Source organism: Pannonibacter sp. Q-1, assembly GCF_054073275.1.
Genome location: NZ_JBSXNB010000001.1, coordinates 551,811 through 569,487, shown reverse-complemented (window position 1 = coordinate 569,487; position 17,677 = coordinate 551,811). Strand labels below are relative to the sequence as shown.

Genomic DNA, 17,677 nt, shown 5'->3' with positions numbered 1-17,677 from the left:
GGATGGGCCCTCTCCTTGCGCCCGCTCCTCAAGGCGCCGCCGCAAGCCCCCGCTTGCTGACGCTCTGCCGGAAGCTGCGCGCACTCGTGCTGGCCAGCAGGATCACCGGAACAAGCCCTGTCACAACAATCGCCAGAGCCGGCAGAGCTGCCTCCTCGAAGGCTTCGCGCGATGCCGCTTCGTAGACGCTCGTCGCCAGGGTGTTGAAGTTGAACGGCCGCAGCAGGATCGTTGCGGGCAGTTCCTTCATGCAGTCAACAAAGGTGATGAGCAGCGCCGACAACAGCACCGGGCGCAGCAGCGGCATGTGCACTTCGCCCAGAATGCGCGTTGAACCGCGCCCCAGCGTGCGCGCTGCCATGTCGAGGTTGGGCGAAATCTTGCCGAAGCCGCCTTCCACCTGTCCATGCGCCACCGCGAGAAAGCGGCAGAGATAGGCATAGACGAGCGCGGTTCCGGACCCGATCAGCAAAAGGCCGGTGCCGAAGCCGAACATCTGCTTCATCATCGCATCAATGGTGTTGTCGAGGCTGGCGAGCGGAATGAGAATGCCGACGGCCAGCACGGTGCCCGGCACCGCATAACCGATCGAAGCGATGCGGCCGCTCATGTACAGCAGCTTCGACTTGTGCAGCCTTGCTGCATAGACAAGCGTGATGGCAAGGCCGGTGATGAGGCTGGAGGCGATGAGCGCCATCACCACGCTGTTGCGCACCGCCAGCAGGAATGCCGGATCCTGTGCCTGTTCAAGGCGGCGGAACGCCTGGCCGGCCAGCATGCTCGCCGGGACGATGAAGCCGAGCACAATCGGAAGGGCGCAGACGGCTATGGCCAGCAGCGCGCGTGGGCCGGTGAGCTGGTACCGCGCCGGGGCATGGTGCTTGCCCCGGCTGCTGTCGAAGCGCAGATGCCGCCGGGCGCGCCGCTCAAGCGCCAGCAGGATCACGACGATGATCAGCATGGCGCAGGCAAGCTGCGCGGCTCCGGCAAGGTTCGACCGGTTCAGCCAGGTGTCATAGATCGAGAAGGTCAGGGTTCGCACACCGAAGAAGGTGACGGCGCCGATGTCGTTGAGGCATTCCATCAGGGCAAGGGCGATGCCGGCGGCAATGGCCGGCCGCGACAGCGGCAGGGCAACACGCAGGAAAAGCCGCAGCGGCCCGGCTCCCAGCGTGCGTCCCACGTCCAGCGCGCTGGCGGATTGCAGCAGAAAGCTCGCCCGGGCCGAGAGATAGACATAGGGGTAGAGCACCGCGCTCATCACGAAGATGGCGCCGCCCAGCGAGCGGATCTCGGGGAACCAGTAGTCCCGCGCCGTCCGGAAGCTGAAGATGGCCCTGACCGTGCTCTGCACGGGGCCGGAATAGGCCATCACGTCCACATAGGCAAAGGCGATGATGTAGGTCGGCACAGCCAGCGGGATCAGCAGCGCCCAGTCAAACAGGCGCCGTCCGGGAAATCGGCACATGGTGACAAGCCATGCGGTGATGACGCCCGTCACGCCGGTCAGGACGCCCACGCCCAGCAGCAGCAGGGCGGTCGTCTGCAGGGCGCGCGGCAGGACAGTGGAGAACAGATGGCTCCAGTTGCCACCGGAAGACTCCAGCGCCATCAGGAACAGCGCCGCGACAGGCATGAGGATCAGGACAGCGGAAAGAATGGCTGAGATCAGCCAGATCCGGTCTTTTCTGGGGGCTGCGTTCATGCGCGCTCTTGTCGGGGCTCTTCTGGATGGACCGGCATCTTCACGCCGCGTCATAGCACATCACGGGACGGCAAATGCAAGCGGGGTGCCGGAAATAATCTTCCGGCACCCCTCTTGATCAGCCCAGGTCAGGCGGTCAGGACTTCGGGCCTTCGTCGAAGGCAACCTTGTCGACCAGCTCGCTGGCTTCCTTGCGGAACTTCGCCACTTCCGAGAGCGGCAGGCTGTCAGCCTTCAATTCGCCCCAGGACTTGACCAGATCGGACGGCTCCACACCCGGGGTGACCGGATATTCGAAGTTCGCCTCGGCGTAGATCTTCTGGGCCTGGCCGGTGGTCAGGAACTCGATCAGCTTGACTGCATTGTCCTTGTTCGGCGCATGCTTGGCCATCACGACGCCGGAGATGTTGACATGTGCGCCGCGGTCAGCGGCATTCGGGAACAGGATCTTGGCAGAGGCTGCCCATTCCTTCTGTTCCGGCTCCTTCTCGTTGTTCATCATGGCACCCATGTAATAGGTGTTGCCAAGTGCCAGATCGCACTCGCCATTCATGATGCCCTGAACCTGGGACCGGTCGTTGCCGGCCGGCTTGCGGGCGAGATTGTCGCGCAGGCCAACAAGCCACTTCTCGGTCTCTTCAGCGCCCTTGTTGGCGATCATCGAGGCGACGAGGCCAATGGTGTAGACGTGCTGGCCCGAACGGGTGCAGATCTTGCCCTTCCACTTCGGGTCGGCGAGTTCCTCATAGGTGATCGTGTCCTGTTCGACACGGTCCTTCGAGGCATAAACGATACGGGCGCGCGACGTCAGGCCGATCCAGTGGCCTTCCGGATCACGGAATGCAGCCGGGATGTCGTTGGCAACCAGTTCCGAAACGACCGGCTGGGTGATGCCTGCCTGCTTGGCGCCATCAAGGCGGCCAATGTCAACGGTCAGCAGCACGTCGGCGGGGGAGTTTGCACCCTCGGCCGCAATGCGCTCTTCCAGGCCTTCGCTGGCGAAGATGACATTGGTCTTGATGCCGGTTTCTGCCGTAAAGGCATCGAGCAGCGGCTGAATAAGCGTGGGCTGGCGATAGGAATAGATGTTCACCTCGCCATCGGCGACAGCAGCCGTGGAAGCGGTTGCAGCAAGAAGTGCTGCCAGCAGGCTGGTGCGGGCAAGGGAATTCATCTTCGTCAGTCTCATTGTAATCCTCCGGTCTGCAGAAATGACATTCCGCATAACTTGTCTCAGGCGGCCACCTGAGGCGCGCGAAATATGAGTTTTAAACTCCTGTATGTCAACAAGTCTATTAAATCAATAAGTTAGAATGATTCTAAAAGTGGATGCTGAAACTCCCCTTTTCTTCGGAACGGCAAGGCTGCCTTTGTCATGCATTCAACCCGCGGTTGGATGCGCGCGGGAGGAGTTCAGGCTTCCCGTCCCTCTAACCTTTGGAAAATGCAGGTGCCGCAGCGATATCTGCTGCCGCCATAGGCCTGCGTCCGGTGGATTTCCGGGCAGGCCCTGAGAGCAGGTTGCAGACCCTTTGCCGCAGGTGCGGAAGGCGGATCACGAAAGCGTGAAAAGAAAAACCCCGGACGCAGAAGCGTCCGGGGCTTGAATTCAGCCTGGCCTGAAAGCGTCAGGCCATCGCGCAAGGCTGCCTCAGGCGGCCTTCAGGTCCTTGAAGGACTTCTCGACAGCTTCCTTGACCGGCGCGGTAACGTCGGTGGTCAGCTTGGTCGCGAATTCCTGCATGTCCTTGGCCTGGGCGCTCAGCGTGTCGAACTGCTGGCGGGCGAAGGTGGACTGCAGCTCGATGGCTTCAGCAACGGTCTTCACCGACATCAGGTCCTTGATGAAGGAGAAGGTGGCGTCGGTGTTGGTCTTGGCAGCGTCGAGAGCCTTCATGTTGAACTCGACAACGCCCTGACGGGAGGTTTCGAAGGTGTCTTCGAGCAGGTCGGTCGCCTCTTCGGCGGCGGACTTCACCTTGGTGTAGGCGTCGCGGGCCTGTTCGATACCTTTTTCGGTCATTTCACGGACCATGGCGGGAACTTCGATCTTGGGCATGGCAAAAGCCTCGAATTCAGCAAAGGGGGAAGCGGCAGTGGCCGGCTTGGTGGTCTTGGTGGCACGCGCCTTCGGCGCAGCCTTGGCCGGGGTCTCCGGCGTCATCATTTCGCTCATGTGTCATCTCCTGCTTGGGCCGGAGTCGATCACGTGACAATCGCACCCGGCATGAGGGCGTCAGGCCCGTATGGCCCCGCCCTCGTCATCCGCATGCTTAATATAGGTGAGGTTTTGCTGCATTGCAATATTATTTTGCACTGCACAAAAATCCGGTAAGCCAAAGCGTCTCCTGCATCGCTGCAAGAGCTGGCACGGGATCTTCTGTGCAAGGAACCCGGCAAGAGCCAAAGAGTTCCGCAGCGGGAGCGCCCGGGCCTTCAATCCGGAAGCCGGTTGGCTCCGTGCTGAAAGGCGCGGGCGGCGTGTTGTTATTCCTTCACGGCCTTGGCGGCGTCCTGAGCGGCGCGGGTCGCGGTGTCGCTGAGGTCACGCGCCTGTTCGCCAAGCTGTTCCATCTGGCGGCGCAGATAGTCCTGCTGCAGCTTCATCATTTCTTCCACGTCCTTGGCCCGCACCATCTGCTGGGCGAAGCGGAAGGCCGCATCCACGTGCTCTTCGGCGTAGCTGAGGGTCTTGCGGTTGATGTCGGATGCGCCGGACTGCACCACTGTGGCGGAGCCTTCAACATTCGAAACCGTCTTGTGGGTCAGGGAGATGAAGTCGTCAAAGGCCTTGCGGGCCTGATCAACGCTCTTCTCGGCAAAGTCGCGCATCTGATCGGGAATCTCGAACGTGTTCTTGTCCGCAGCCATGTGGTATCACTCCCCTGTGTTTCACTCGGCGGGGCGCAAGTGCCTGATGCCGCAGTGCCGCACCTTCCGTAAGAGCCGCGGACTGATTTTCATCTGCACTGCACATTATCCCCGTGGAGGGATCAAAACACGCGGGGGCGCCGTTAGGCAAGTCTCGCGTCCCACGGGTTTGAAAAATACGGAATTTCCCGCAGAGCGTGTAGTGTCAGCTGTCCTGCGTCGCACGGCCGCCGGGCAGAGCGTTCAAATTGGAACACCGGTGTTATGGTCTTGTTTACCCTGAGATAACAAGGCCGTGGACGCAGCCGGATGACGCCTCCGGATTAACCACAAGGCAAGGCCGTTCCTGCGATGGGGGGCTCTGGCGTGGACGCTGGCTGGCTTTGACGGTATTTAACTAGATATTTACCGAAAGGCTCCGGTTGGCCGCGCACATTGTTGCTGGCCTGAGACCAACCGGTTCGCAGGTTCCTTTCCGGCGTAGTGGAGTTGACCCATGGACGAGCACCTGACGACCTTTCTGGAGCTCGGCAGCCTGGCCCCGGTGGCACGGCTGGCTGGCTCCGGCCGTCCGGCATGGATCTGGAACGGAACGGCGGACAGCATTCTGTGGGCCAATGCCGCAGGCGCGGCCTTCTTTGATGCCTCTTCCGCCGAAGACCTGGGGCAGGTGCCGGGACTTGAGCGGTCCCAGGCGCGCCCGCATCTGGCGCGGATCGCGGCTGAAGGCCCGGTTGGCAAGCCGGTGCTGGAGCGGCTGCGCTTCTACAAGGGCCTGCGCGCCATTCTGCTCACCTGCCAGTGCCAGCGGCTGGAACTGCCGGATGGCAGCTACGGCGCCCTGATTGCTGCTGTCGATGGGGCCGAGGTGCCGGGCGATGCGCTGGCGGCCTATGCCAGCCTGTTGCAGGGGCCGGAGCACAGCGCCTTCATGCTGGACGCAAACGGCACTGTTCTGGCTGCTGCCGGGGTGCTTGGCGCGCGGCTGACGGCCGGAGAGGCGGCAGGGTTCGAGCCGGACACCGGCACCTTGAGGATTGCAGGCGCCTTTCACGATGCCCTGCGCCTGCCGCTTGCCGATGGCCGCAGCCTGATGCTGGTTGATGACCAGCCACTGGATCTTGATGCCCCGGATGAGGTTGAGACGGCAGCGCCCACAGTTGAGGCCGCCGTGTCTGAGGCCGTTGATCTGACCGCAGAAGAGAATGCCCGGAGCGGGGAAACAGCGCTGGAAGAGGCTGCAGAGGCCGCCGCTCCGCAGCCTGTTGACGAGCCGGTATCTGTTTCCGAGGCGCCTGCCACGGAAGCAGTTGAAGCACCCGTCGAAGATGCCCCGGCATCTGAAGCGCCCGCGCGTTTCGAGCCCCGGGAGCGCTCCGTCCGTTTTGCCTGGAAAATGGATGTGGACCAGCGCTTCACCTTCGTTTCGCCGGAATTTACCGATGCGCTGGGCCCGGATGCAGGTGCCATCACCGGCATGACCTGGAACGAGGTTGCCGAACGCTTTGGCCTTGATCCGCGCGGCAGCATTGCCCGTGCCTTGCTGCGCCGCGACACCTGGAGCGGCAAGACGCTGGACTGGCCTGTCGATGGCGGACGCCTGCGGGTGCCGGTGGATATGGCGGCCCTGCCTGCCTTTGACCGCCGCCGTGTGTTTGAAGGCTATCGCGGCTTCGGCGTGGTGCGCGTTGGCGACGCGGAGCCTCAGGCCGGAGCGCCTGTGCAGGCCATGCCGCTGGCACCGGAAGCCGCTGAAAGCCCAGAGCCTGCCGCCGTAGAGCCTGCCGTTGAAACGGCTCCAGTTGCAGACCTGACGTCTGAGGTGGAAGCTGTCGAGGCTCTGCCGGAAGTCATTCTGGCGCCGGAGCCGGAACTGGCTGATGAGGTGGCCGGTGAGACGGCTCCCGATGACGTTGAGGCCGTGGCCGGAGACGAGGCGGAAGAGGCCGCTCCCGTTGCGGACGAGGCCATAGAGCCTGAGCCTGAAGCTGCGTCCGAACCTGAAGCCGTTTCCGCCGCTGAGGAGATGGCGCCGGAGACTGATCAGCCCGAAGAGGATGATGCGCCTGAAGAAGATGCGCCTGAAGAAGATGCGCCTGAAGAAGATGCGCGTCCGCTGGCCGTAGCGTCAGCATCTGCGGCACACAGCTGGATCGAGGATATCAAGGCGACAACAGCGGCCCGCAAGGCGGAGGCGCCGCGTGACGCGGATCTTTTTGGCGATGCGCCGAAGGTCGGCATCACCGGTGACCAGCCGCTGAAGCCGAAGGAAATCGAGAAGGCGGTGCGTACGCTCGCCCGTGAGTTTGATGCCGCCGTCGAGCGCCGGGCAGCGGCCCGTGAAGCCGCCAATGCGGCCGCCAATGCAGCGGCCAGTGCGGAGCCGCGTGCCTACCGCCAGAAGGTGGAGGACACTCTGCCGGAAGATGCGGCCGCCCAGGTCGCGCCGGAAGAGGCTGCCCCGCAGCCGGAAGCAACGGTGCAGGACGCAGCCCCGGAGGCTTTGGCTCTGCCGGACACAGGTTTCACGGCCGGAGAAGAGGCGGTTGACGCCGCTGAAGACGTGACCGTCTTTGAGGCGGAGGGTGACGCTGAAGCGGCTTCTGAAACCGAAGCTGCCGAAGCTCAGGACGAACCTGCCATTGATGAGGACGCTGAGGTCCGGCAGGACGAAATTCCGGCGCTGCTGGCTGATGAGGCCGGTGACAGCCTTGCCGGCGAGGCTGCAGAGGCAGCTCCGGCGGCGGATGATTTTGCAGCGCTGGAACAGGCGATGCAGATTGCCACCGCAGAGCCGGAGGCACAGCCTGAACCGGACGCAGAGCCGGAAGGTGAAGCGGCTGCCGTTGCCGAACCTCAGCCTGAACCTGCCGCCCAGCCGCGTCCCGACAGCCGCGTCGTGCCTTTCACCGGCAAGCCCACCCGCGTGGTGCCGGTGGATGCCTCGCGCCTGACCAAGCCGGAGCGGGCGGCCTTCCGCAAGATTGCCGAAGCGCTGGGCGCAAGGCTTGAAGGCGACTTCGGCCTTGATGACGATACCGAAGAAGAGATTGCGGAGGCCGCTGCCCGGCTGCGCCCGGTCGCCCCGCCTGCCGCCCCTGTCGATCCGCGCCTTCTCGACCGGCTGCCCATCGGCATTGCCATCGTCCGCGACCGCGAGGTGCTCTACACCAACGAGACGCTGCTGGCGCTGCTCGGCTATCCCAATCTGGAAGCTCTGGACGAGGCAGGCGGCTTCGAGGCGCTGTTTGCCGGTCCCGATCATCTGCCGGGTGACCGGCTGGAAGGCACGCTGGATGAGACCATGAAGCTGCGGCTGGCCGATGGCCGCCTGAAGCCGGTCTTTGCCCGCATGCACACCGTGCCGTGGAATGGCGGGCGCGGTCTGATGGTTTCCATCATCGAATGCCGCCAGCCGCCGGCCGGCGAGGCGTCTCCGGCGCCTGCTGCTGCCGTGGCCGCCCAGCCCTCTGCCATTCCGGCGCATGTGGAGCGGGAGCTTGCCCGTGCCCGCGAGCAGATTGCCGAGATGGACACGATCCTCGAAACGGCGACGGACGGCGTCTTGCTGCTGGACCGGTTCGGCACCATCCTCAAGGCCAATGGCTCTGCCGAAGCGCTGTTCGGGGCCGCGCGCGTCGATATCACCGGTGCGCCGCTGACCGAATTTCTCGCCCCTGAAAGCCACCGCTCGGCCCTGGACTATCTTGATGGCCTGTCCCGCAACGGCGTGGCCAGCGTGCTGAACGACGGGCGCGAGGTGATTGGCCGGGTGTCCTCCGGCGGGCTCATTCCGCTGTTCATGACCATCGGCCGGCTGGGGCAGGGCAATGATACGCTGAAGTTCTGTGCGGTGCTGCGCGACATCACCCAGTGGAAGGCGGCTGAGGAAGAGCTGACCAAGGCCAAGCGCCAGGCGGAAACCGCCAGCTCGCAGAAGTCGGATTTCCTTGCCAAGATCAGCCACGAGATCCGCACTCCGCTCAATGCCATCATCGGCTTCTCGGAAGTGATGATGGAAGAGCGTTTCGGCGCCATCGGCAACGAGCGCTACAAGGAATATCTGAAGGACATCCGCACCTCCGGCTCGCATATCATGAGCCTGATCAACGATCTTCTCGACCTGTCGAAGATCGAGGCGGGCAAGATGGACCTGACCTTCGCCGCCGTCTCCGTCAACGAGATCGTGCGCGAATGCGTGGCCCTGATGCAGCCGCAGGCGAACCGGGAGCGGGTGATCATCCGCGCCAGCCTGCCGGGCACGGTGCCCAATGTGGTGGCGGACCTGCGCTCCCTGCGCCAGATCGTGCTGAACCTTCTGTCCAACGCCATCAAGTTCAACCGCTCCGGCGGGCAGGTGATCGTGTCCTCGGCGCTGGAGCCCACGGGCGAGGTGGCGCTGCGGGTGCGCGATACGGGCACGGGCATGAATGCCAAGGATCTGGCCGCCGCGCTGGAGCCCTTCCGCCAGCTTCACACCGCCCGCCCCGGCAGCGGCACGGGCCTTGGCCTGCCGCTGACCAAGGCGCTGGTGGAGGCCAACCGCGCCGCCTTCCGCATCGACAGCGTGCCGGATCAGGGCACGCTGGTGGAAATCATCTTCCCGCCCCAGCGCGTGCTGGCAGAGTGACCTGACCTTGCAACTGAGCGATGGTGTTGAATACCTCTCCTTCGTCTTCCCGGACGACAGCGAAGCGGAGATCCGGGACCGGTGAGCCGGGGTATAAGTTGGTTGCCTTTAGAGCCATAGCCGAGGGACCTTGGCTCACCGGTCCCGGCTCTCGCGCTGCTCGGCCGGGATGACGCAGGAGAGGTAGCGGTTGTGTAGGGAAATGGAGGTCCGCAAGTCTGCGGCTTGTCCGGCTTGCCCACAGGGCAGGCGCCTCCATGTTGATGACGCTGCTTTTTTGCTTGCCGCCGCAGGAAAGCTCGATTAGAAGACCGCTTGCAAAGACGGACCGCAGCGCTGACGGTCCGCGCCGTTGTTTTGCTGGCCAAGGGCCTCGAACTTTCGGAAGCGCTGATGCGGGAGGCTTGCCCTCTCAGCCCGTGCAGACGTAGCTCAGTTGGTTAGAGCGTCGGATTGTGGCTCCGAAGGTCGGTGGTTCGAATCCACCCGTCTGTACCACTTGTTTTCCATTGACCATGTGTATGTAGCGCCCTTGCGGCGGCGTTCCGCATTTTCAGGGCGCTGCCTCCCACTCCTGCGTCGCCCCGGACAAGCGCAGCGCGATCCGGGGTCTACTCATTTTCAGAGAATTGCCGTGTTGCCCGTCCGGGAAACACGGCATTACTGCTTCTGCTCCGCCGAGCGCCTTTGCGCTTCGCAACAACCTGACCGCTCTGCGAGCGAGTGGTTCCCGGATCTCCGCTTCGCTGCGTCCGGGACGACAGCGTGAGCGTGTTGAGAGGCAGGGCCTCACCGCACAACAAAAAACGCCGCAGGGTGAGCTGCGGCGTTCTGGTGTCTTCCGTAAAGCCTCAGGCTTCCAGAATTTCCGTGGCTTCGATCTTGATGTCGAAGCCTTCGAGGCCGACGTAGTGGCGCTCGCGGGAGGAGAGGAGGCGGATGGAGGTGACGCCGAGATCCTTCAGGATCTGCGCGCCGATGCCAACCTCACGCCACTGTTCCTGGCGGGCCTGAGCCGAACCGTGCTCTTCCGTCTCCGCAGCTTCCAGATCCGTGCGCTGGCGGCGGGACTGGCGGGCAACGCCCACGGAACCCTCGCGCAGGAACACGATGACGCCGCGGCCACGGTCGGCAAAGCTCTTCATCACCGCGTCGAGCGGCTGAGCGGCGCCGAACACATCGTCCAGAACCGATTCCAGTTGCAGGCGCACCGGCACGCTGCGCCCGTCGAGGATGTCGCCATAGACGATGGCGACATGGTGCATCGGGTCATAGGGCGTGGAATAGGTGACGGCATAGGCCGGACCGGCCACGGTCTGGATTGGCTGTTCGTTGACGCGCTCGATCAGCTTTTCCGTGCGCTGGCGCCAGGCGATGAGGTCGGACACGGACACCATCTTAAGGTCGTGCTCGGCAGCAAATTCGGCCACCTGCGCGCCGCGCTTGACGGTGCCGTCATCATTCACCAGTTCCGAAATGACGCCCACCTGCTCCAGGCCGGCCAGGCGGCAGAGGTCCACGGCGGCTTCCGTATGGCCGGAGCGGATCAGCACGCCGCCTTCCTTGGCAATCAGCGGGAAGATGTGGCCGGGGCGGACGAAATCGGACGGCCCTGCATTCGGGTTCGCAAGGCCGCGCACCGTGGCGCAGCGCTCATCCGCCGAGATGCCGGTGGTCAGGCCGTGGCGGTAGTCGACGGAAATGGTGAAGGCGGTCGACAGCGGCGCATCGTTGTTCGACACCATCGGGTCAAGGCGCAGGCGCTTGGCGGCGGCCAGCGTCATCGGCGCGCAGACGATGCCGGAGGTGTGGCGCACGATGAAGGCCATCTGCTCCGGCGTCACCTTGGTGGCGGCAACGATCAGATCGCCTTCGTTCTCGCGGTCGTCGTCATCGGTGACGACAACCATTTCGCCGCGCTCAAAGGCACGGATCGCTTCGGCTACACGGGCCTGGGACACGGGATGCTCCTTGGTGATGGAAAGGCCGAGAAAGTCATTGGGCGTGACGCCGCCGCCGGTTGCCTCGGCAATCTTGCGTGCCATGTCACGCGATACCCAGGCGCCGGGATCGTTGCACAGAGCCGTCACCGAAGCCGGTGACAGGCCAGCCCGCCGCGCAAATGCGCTGCGGCTTTCTCCGTTTGCTGCAAGCCAATGATCTAGTCTCATGCGCTGACGCTAGCGCATCGCGCTTTCAGTCGCAAGGAAAAGAACACTCTGTTTTCAGTGTCGCTGAAAGATTATCCAACCTGTCCGCGATGGCGCAGGAAATGGTCTGCCAGCACGCAAGCCATCATCGCCTCGCCCACGGGCACGGCGCGGATGCCGACGCAGGGGTCGTGGCGGCCCTTGGTCATCACATCCACTTCGTCCCCCTGCCGCGTCACCGACTGGCGCGTGGTGAGGATGGAGGAGGTGGGCTTCACCGCAAAGCGCGCCACAATCGGCTCGCCCGAGGAAATGCCGCCCAGAATGCCGCCGGCGTGGTTGGAGAGGAACAGCGGGCGGGCATTGCCGGCGCGCATTTCGTCGGCGTTTTCTTCGCCTGTCAGGCTGGCTGCATCAAAGCCGTTGCCGATCTCAACGGCCTTGACCGCGTTGATGGACATGAGCGCGCTGGCGATGTCCTGATCCAGCTTGCCATAGAGCGGGGCGCCAAGGCCTGCAGGCACGCCTTCAGCCACCACTTCGATCACCGCACCAGCGGAAGAGCCGGCCTTGCGGATGCCGTCGAGATAGTCGGCGTAAAACGCCGCCATCTTCGCATCGGGGCAGAAGAAGGGGTTGTTGTCCACTTCCGCCCAGTCCCAGGCGTCGCGGTCGATCTTGTGCGGGCCCATCTGCACCAGCGCGGCGCGGATGATGACATTCGGGATGATCTTGCGGGCAACGGCGCCCGCAGCAACGCGCATGGCGGTTTCGCGGGCTGAAGAGCGGCCGCCGCCACGGTAATCGCGGATACCGTATTTGGCATCATAGGTGTAATCGGCGTGGCCGGGACGGTAGCGGTCCTTGATCTCGGAATAGTCCTTGGAGCGCTGGTCCGTGTTTTCCACGTAGAGGGAAATCGGGGTGCCGGTGGTCTTCTGCACGCCATCCTCATCCACCATCACGCCGGAGAGGATCTTCACCTCGTCCGGCTCGCGGCGCTGGGTGGTGAAGCGGTTCTGGCCGGGCTTGCGCTTGTCCATGAAGCCCTGAATGTCGGCTTCCGTCAGCGGGATCAGCGGCGGGCAGCCATCCACGACGCAGCCGATCGCCGGCCCATGGCTTTCGCCCCAGGTGGTGAAACGGAAGAGGTGGCCGAAGGAATTGTGCGACATGGAAGGCCTGTGGCTGATCGTAACAGTTCTGGGGCCAGTGTCTTAGGTGGGAAATGCCCCGCGGTCAAATGGCCTGCGCGTCCTGAAGCTGCTGCTGCCGCTCCTTGAAGGCCCTCGCGGCAACGGAGAGCCCGCCATCGGCGCCATCCACGAAATGCACGTGCTGGCGCCCGGCCATGTCGGAGACAAGGCAGGTCATCAGCGCGGTATCTGACTGATGCAGGCCATAGATGATCCGCCCGGCGGCAAACTCCGCCTGCAGAAACGCCTTGAGGCCGCTGATCTGCTGCTCGTTCAGGTCCAGCACCAGCCGCAGCGTGTCATCGAACTTGCGGTAGTCAGTGTTGGTCAGCATGTCCTGCATGTATTCTGAAGGTTTCAGCGGCCCGATGGCCCAGCCGGTCCAGCGGGAAAAGCGCACGGCGGCCACGCCGAGAATGATCTTCAGCACCTCTTTCAGGCGGAGCTTGCCGCCGCCGAGCAGTCTGGCCTCCCGGGTCAGGGTGTCCGGAGCTGTTCGCAGGGACAGGGCTTGCGGCGTGACGGGGGCCTCCGGCATCTGCGCTGCCTGCGGGTCGCTGCCCGTTGCCTGGCGCAGGCCGCTCATCAGGGTCTTGAGCGCTGCCGGATCGCTCGTCGTGGCTGGCCGCACCATCAGGCTAACCATCTGCCCATGGCGGGAGGGCAGGGGCTCCCAGCGGCAGGAAAAGCCGGTGAGATCAGGATCGGCAGGAGCTTCGACACCGGAGAGGAAGGGGCGCACCGCGTCCGGATCCTTCAGGATGGTTTCCGCAAGCTGCAGCCCGTCGCCGGAGAACATGGCCAGATAATTGCCGGGGCTCAGCTCGAACTTGCGCACCAGCACATCCGTGCCACGGGCGCGCAACGCGCTGACGGGGATGAGTGCCGTGCGCAGATCCAGCGCAAAGACCTGTCCGGCCAGCCGGGCGACACCGGCCAGCGCCTCGGCTGCAACGCCGCTCGCTTCCGGCGGCACCAGCACGGTGGCACCATCGCCGCCGAAGACGAAGGGCACCTGATCGACGCCGAGCTTGTTGGTGAGGGCGGAAATCACCGCCACGCCCACCATGTTCACATCCTTGTAGCGCCCGGCGGCAATGGCTGCGGTGGACTGCAGGATGTCGGCGATGCAGACGATCCAGTCATCGGGAACCGGGGCATAGCCGCCTGCATCGGCGACACCGGCAAACTCCGTGAAGGTCGGCAGGAGGGCATAAAAACTCGCGGGACTGCCGGTCTCTGCGCCGATTTTCATGATGGTGCCATGCCTTCCTCCGGTGATATCCCGATCCTGCCAAGAAAACGCCTTCAGTTTCCCTTACAGGTTTGCTTAAAGTCGTGCCGGTGCTTCGCATGCTGACATAGGCAGGTCATGGAATGCGGGCAAGGACTGGACGGCCAAACCTTCGGATGCCCTACCCATGGCGGACCTGCCATGAGCGGCCGGCACCCGCCGAGAGACCGGAGAAGAGAATGAAGCATGTGCGTGCAGGTTTGATCGCCCTTGGCCTGTTTGGGCTGGTAAGTTCGGCAGCTCTCGCTGACGAAGCAACCGGGGAGATCGCCCAGATCAACGTGGACACCGCCACCATCACCATGACCGACGGGACGACCTACACCTTCCCGGTGGATTTCTTCGTCGATGACATCAAGCCGGGCCAGAAGGTGCGCGTCTTCTATGACGTCGAGGGCGGCCAGCGGAAGCTCTACGATCTGCAGATCGAAAGCTGAAGGCAGCCTCTCAGATCAGGCTGAGCTTCCCGTCTTTCCACAGATAGACAACATCCTGAGGCACATCGAGCCTCGGGATTTCGGATGGCTGCAGGTCTTCCAGCAGGCCGCGCAGCACGCGGATCACGCCGCCATGAATGACGGAGACCGAGGGCTCCGTCTGCTCGGCAAGCCAGCCGCTGATTCGCTGCGACAGCATGGCGTAGCTTTCGCCCTGCGGCGGTACGAAGCCCCACTTGTCGGACCGGCGCTGCGCAACAAGCTCAGGATCGCTCGCCGCCAGTTCCTCAAGGGTGCGCCCTTCCCAATCTCCGAAGGTGATTTCCTTGACGCGGGGCTCCAGCTCGTAGCCTCCGGCGGGCAGGCCCATGGCCTCGCGCATCAGATCCATGGTCTCGCGGGTGCGGCCGAGGGGCGAGGCGATGAAGCGCAGTTCCGCCGGATCAATGCCCTCATGCGCCAGGAACGAGGCCAGTGCCTGGCCGTTGCGGCGGGCCTGACCACGGCCTGTGTCATTGAGCGGAATGTCCTTCTGGCCCTGCATCCGGCCCTCCGCATTCCAGTCGGTCTGGCCGTGACGGATGAAGATGAGCAGTTTGGAAACTTGCAGCTTCATGCGGAGCGTTCCGGTCTCGGTGAGGTCGGCCATGAGGTCTCTTTCGGGAAGATACGCAGCGGGCGGGGCACTGGATGCTGCTGTGCGAGAATGCCATGGCTTTGTAAACGAGGCATGTGCCCGGCGGAAGCGGCCCGGTAAATTTTGCGAGACCGGAATGCGGGCAGTCCAAATGCAAAAAGGGCACCCGGTGGGGTGCCCTTTCAATCATACTTCAGGTCCGGACCTGAAGATCACTCCTTGACCACCGAAATATCCGGTGCGTCCACGGCCTTCATGCCGACGACGTGGTAGCCGCAGTCCACATGCTGCACTTCGCCGGTGATGCCACGGCCAAGGTCGGACAGGAGGAACATGGCGGCATCGCCCACTTCCTCGATGGTGACCGTGCGGCGCAGCGGGGCGTTGTACTCGTTCCACTTCAGAATGTAGCGGAAGTCGCCGATGCCGGAGGCGGCGAGCGTCTTGATCGGACCGGCGGAGATCGCGTTGACGCGGATGTTCTGCGGACCGAGGTCAGCGGCCAGATACTTGACGCTGGCTTCCAGAGCCGCCTTGGCAACGCCCATGACGTTGTAATGCGGCATCACCTTTTCAGCGCCGTAATAGGTCAGCGTCAGCACGGAGCCGCCATCGGTCATCAGCTTTTCGGCGCGCTGCGTGACAGCGGTGAGCGAATAGACCGAAATGTCCATGGTGCGGGCGAAGTTGCCCGGCGTGGTGTCCACATAGCGGCCGGTCAGCTCTTCCTTGTCGGAGAAGGCGATGGCGTGGACGAGGAAGTCGAGCTTGCCCCAGGTCTTTTCCAGATGGGCGAACACGTCGTCAATGCTGGCAGCGTCGGTGACGTCGCAATGGCCGGCGACGATGGCGCCCAGCTGTTCGGCCAGCGGCTCGACGCGCTTCTTGAGAGCCTCGCCCTGATAGGTGAGGGCGATTTCAGCGCCTGCATCCGAGAGGGCCTTGGCGATACCCCAGGCAATCGACCGGTTGTTGGCAACGCCCATCACGAGGCCGCGTTTGCCTTTCATCAGTCCGTGCGTTTCCGCCATGTTTTTCTCCAGATGACTTCCTTAACCGTCTGCCCGGCGGGCTGGCTTCCTATGGCACACGCGGTTCCCCGCTTCAAGTCTGCTGCCGCGCCTGTGGCAAAGCTCCGGCTGGACCGGCGGCCTGCGATATGATAGCGGCGCGCTGTCGTCAGTTTTGCCCCCTGCCGGGGCCGGACCTTCAGGGAGCCCGTCATGGCCGATACTGCCCACGCCGCCCGCTTTGCCGAAATCATCGGCGCTGCCAATGTTCTGACTGCTGCCTCAGACAAGGCGCCCTACCTCGTGGAGTGGCGCGATCTTTATCAGGGCGTGACGCCCATGGTGCTGCGTCCCGGTTCGACGGCAGAGGTCAGCGCGGTGCTGCGCTATGCCGATGAGCAGGGGCTCAAGATCGTGCCGCAGGGCGGCAACACCGGCCTCGTCGGTGGCCAGATCCCGCAGGAATCCGGGGATGAGATCGTCCTTTCGCTCGGCCGCCTCAACAAGGTGCGCAACGTCGATCCGGACGGTTTCACCATCACGGTGGAGTCCGGCGTGGTGCTGGAAGCGCTGCAGCGCGAGGCGGAAAAGGTGGACCGGCTGTTCCCGCTTTCGCTCGGCGCACAGGGCTCCTGTCAGGTCGGCGGCAACCTCTCCACCAATGCCGGCGGCACCGCAGTTCTGGCCTATGGCAACAGCCGCGATCTGGTTCTCGGCCTCGAAGTGGTGATGGCAAACGGGGACATCTGGAACGGCCTGCGCGCCCTGCGCAAGGACAACACCGGTTATGATCTGAAACAATTATTTATCGGCGCCGAAGGCACTCTGGGGGTCATCACGGCTGCCACGCTGAAGCTTTTCCCCAAGCCGAAGAAGCTGGAAGCCGCCTTCGTTGGTCTGGCGAGCCCGGAAGACGCGTTGCAGCTCTTTTCGCTCGCCAAAGGACAGGCCGGACCGATTCTCACCGGCTTTGAAATCATGCCGCGCGTCGGTCTGGAGTTCTGCCTGCGACATCTCAATGGCGCCCGCGATCCGCTGTCCGGCAGCCATCCCTGGTATGTGCTGATGGAGCTTTCCTCCGGCACCGAAGCCTTCCCCGTGCGCGACCTGCTGGAGTCCATTCTGGGCGAAGCCTTCGAGAAGGGCGTCGTCGAGGATGCGGCCTTCGCAGAAAGCCTGCAGCAGGTGAACGACTTCTGGCACATCCGCCACGGCATGTCGGAAGTGCAGCGCGCCGAGGGCGGCTCGATCAAGCACGACGTGTCTGTGCCGGTGGCCTCGATCCCGGCTTTCCTCCGCAAGGCGATCGCCGCCGTTGAAGCCATGGTGCCCGGCTGCCGCCCGGTGCCCTTCGGTCATCTGGGCGATGGCAACATCCACTTCAACGTCAGCCAGCCCATCGGCGCCGACAAGGAAGCCTATATCGCGCGCTGGGACGAGATGAACGAACTGGTCCACGGCATCGTGCACGAGTTCAACGGGTCGATCTCTGCCGAACACGGCATCGGCCGCCTGAAGCGCGATCTGATGAAGCAGGTGAAGAGCGAGCTGGAACTCGACCTGATGCAGCGCATCAAAACCGCCTTTGACCCGAAGAACACCCTCAATCCGGGGCGTGTGCTGTAAGGTAAAAAGAGTGGGGCTGGCCTGTGTTTCGTGACACCGGCCGGCCGCATTCCGGTGGGCCTGTGGTGGGCTGCAAGCCTCCCCATTTTCGTCCTGCCATGGCTTGACCATGGCATCCATG

12 protein-coding genes and 1 tRNA gene are annotated in these 17,677 nt (G+C 63.7%); 4 read left to right on the top strand and 9 right to left on the bottom strand.

Annotated elements, in window-relative coordinates:
• Window positions 1–28 precede the first annotated feature (28 nt).
• From ACVNHC_RS02590 to ACVNHC_RS02575, 4 genes are all read right to left on the bottom strand, one after another.
• A complete protein-coding gene (locus ACVNHC_RS02590) occupies window positions 29–1,705 on the bottom strand; it encodes an ABC transporter permease (protein WP_457166360.1) in 1,677 nt (558 codons plus the stop codon).
• Between the two features lie 136 nt (window positions 1,706–1,841).
• Window positions 1,842–2,894, bottom strand: coding sequence for a Fe(3+) ABC transporter substrate-binding protein (locus ACVNHC_RS02585; protein WP_094462377.1), 1,053 nt, complete (start codon window positions 2,892–2,894; stop codon window positions 1,842–1,844).
• Between the two features lie 462 nt (window positions 2,895–3,356).
• A complete protein-coding gene (locus ACVNHC_RS02580) occupies window positions 3,357–3,881 on the bottom strand; it encodes a phasin (protein ID WP_050472066.1) in 525 nt (174 codons plus the stop codon).
• A 311-nt stretch (window positions 3,882–4,192) separates the two neighbouring features.
• The gene (locus ACVNHC_RS02575) at window positions 4,193–4,576 is read right to left on the bottom strand and encodes a phasin (RefSeq protein WP_019963236.1); all 384 of its coding nucleotides are present in this window, start codon (window positions 4,574–4,576) and stop codon (window positions 4,193–4,195) included.
• A 496-nt stretch (window positions 4,577–5,072) separates the two neighbouring features.
• Here ACVNHC_RS02575 and ACVNHC_RS02570 point away from each other — a divergent pair, with 496 nt between their 5' ends.
• Together ACVNHC_RS02570 and ACVNHC_RS02565 are read left to right on the top strand one after the other, a co-directional pair.
• Window positions 5,073–9,206 (top strand): histidine kinase dimerization/phospho-acceptor domain-containing protein, encoded by a 4,134-nt coding sequence (locus ACVNHC_RS02570; protein ID WP_457166359.1) that lies wholly within the window; start codon window positions 5,073–5,075, stop codon window positions 9,204–9,206.
• 421 nt (window positions 9,207–9,627) lie between these two features.
• Window positions 9,628–9,704: transfer RNA gene (locus ACVNHC_RS02565), tRNA-His, on the top strand.
• A gap of 353 nt (window positions 9,705–10,057) precedes the next feature.
• Here ACVNHC_RS02565 and ribB read toward each other — a convergent pair.
• The 3 genes from ribB to ACVNHC_RS02550 all read right to left on the bottom strand — a co-directional run bounded on the left by ribB (window position 10,058) and on the right by ACVNHC_RS02550 (window position 13,807).
• Window positions 10,058–11,377, bottom strand: a complete 1,320-nt coding sequence (gene ribB, locus ACVNHC_RS02560) for a 3,4-dihydroxy-2-butanone-4-phosphate synthase (RefSeq protein ID WP_457166358.1) — start codon at window positions 11,375–11,377, stop codon at window positions 10,058–10,060.
• 71 nt (window positions 11,378–11,448) lie between these two features.
• Entirely contained in the window at window positions 11,449–12,531 is a 1,083-nt protein-coding gene (gene aroC / locus ACVNHC_RS02555; protein ID WP_457166357.1) for a chorismate synthase, read from the bottom strand.
• A 64-nt stretch (window positions 12,532–12,595) separates the two neighbouring features.
• On the bottom strand, window positions 12,596–13,807 hold the full coding sequence (locus ACVNHC_RS02550; RefSeq protein WP_457166356.1) for a DUF3095 domain-containing protein: 1,212 nt from the start codon (window positions 13,805–13,807) through the stop codon (window positions 12,596–12,598).
• Between the two features lie 218 nt (window positions 13,808–14,025).
• On the opposite strand from ACVNHC_RS02550, the gene ACVNHC_RS02545 reads away from it, so the two are divergent.
• Window positions 14,026–14,283: a DUF1344 domain-containing protein gene (locus tag ACVNHC_RS02545; RefSeq protein ID WP_055455035.1), complete on the top strand. Its 258-nt coding sequence runs from the start codon at window positions 14,026–14,028 to the stop codon at window positions 14,281–14,283.
• A 10-nt stretch (window positions 14,284–14,293) separates the two neighbouring features.
• On the opposite strand, the gene ACVNHC_RS02540 is transcribed toward ACVNHC_RS02545, so the two are convergent.
• Window positions 14,294–14,932: a histidine phosphatase family protein gene (locus tag ACVNHC_RS02540; protein WP_050472060.1), complete on the bottom strand. Its 639-nt coding sequence runs from the start codon at window positions 14,930–14,932 to the stop codon at window positions 14,294–14,296.
• 200 nt (window positions 14,933–15,132) lie between these two features.
• Window positions 15,133–15,951 (bottom strand): enoyl-ACP reductase FabI, encoded by an 819-nt coding sequence (gene fabI, locus ACVNHC_RS02535; protein WP_050472059.1) that lies wholly within the window; start codon window positions 15,949–15,951, stop codon window positions 15,133–15,135.
• Window positions 15,952–16,143: 192 nt separating this feature from the next.
• Between fabI and ACVNHC_RS02530 the strand changes: the two genes are divergently transcribed.
• Entirely contained in the window at window positions 16,144–17,556 is a 1,413-nt protein-coding gene (locus ACVNHC_RS02530) for an FAD-binding oxidoreductase (protein WP_457166355.1), read from the top strand.
• The last annotated feature ends 121 nt before the right edge of the window (window positions 17,557–17,677 follow it).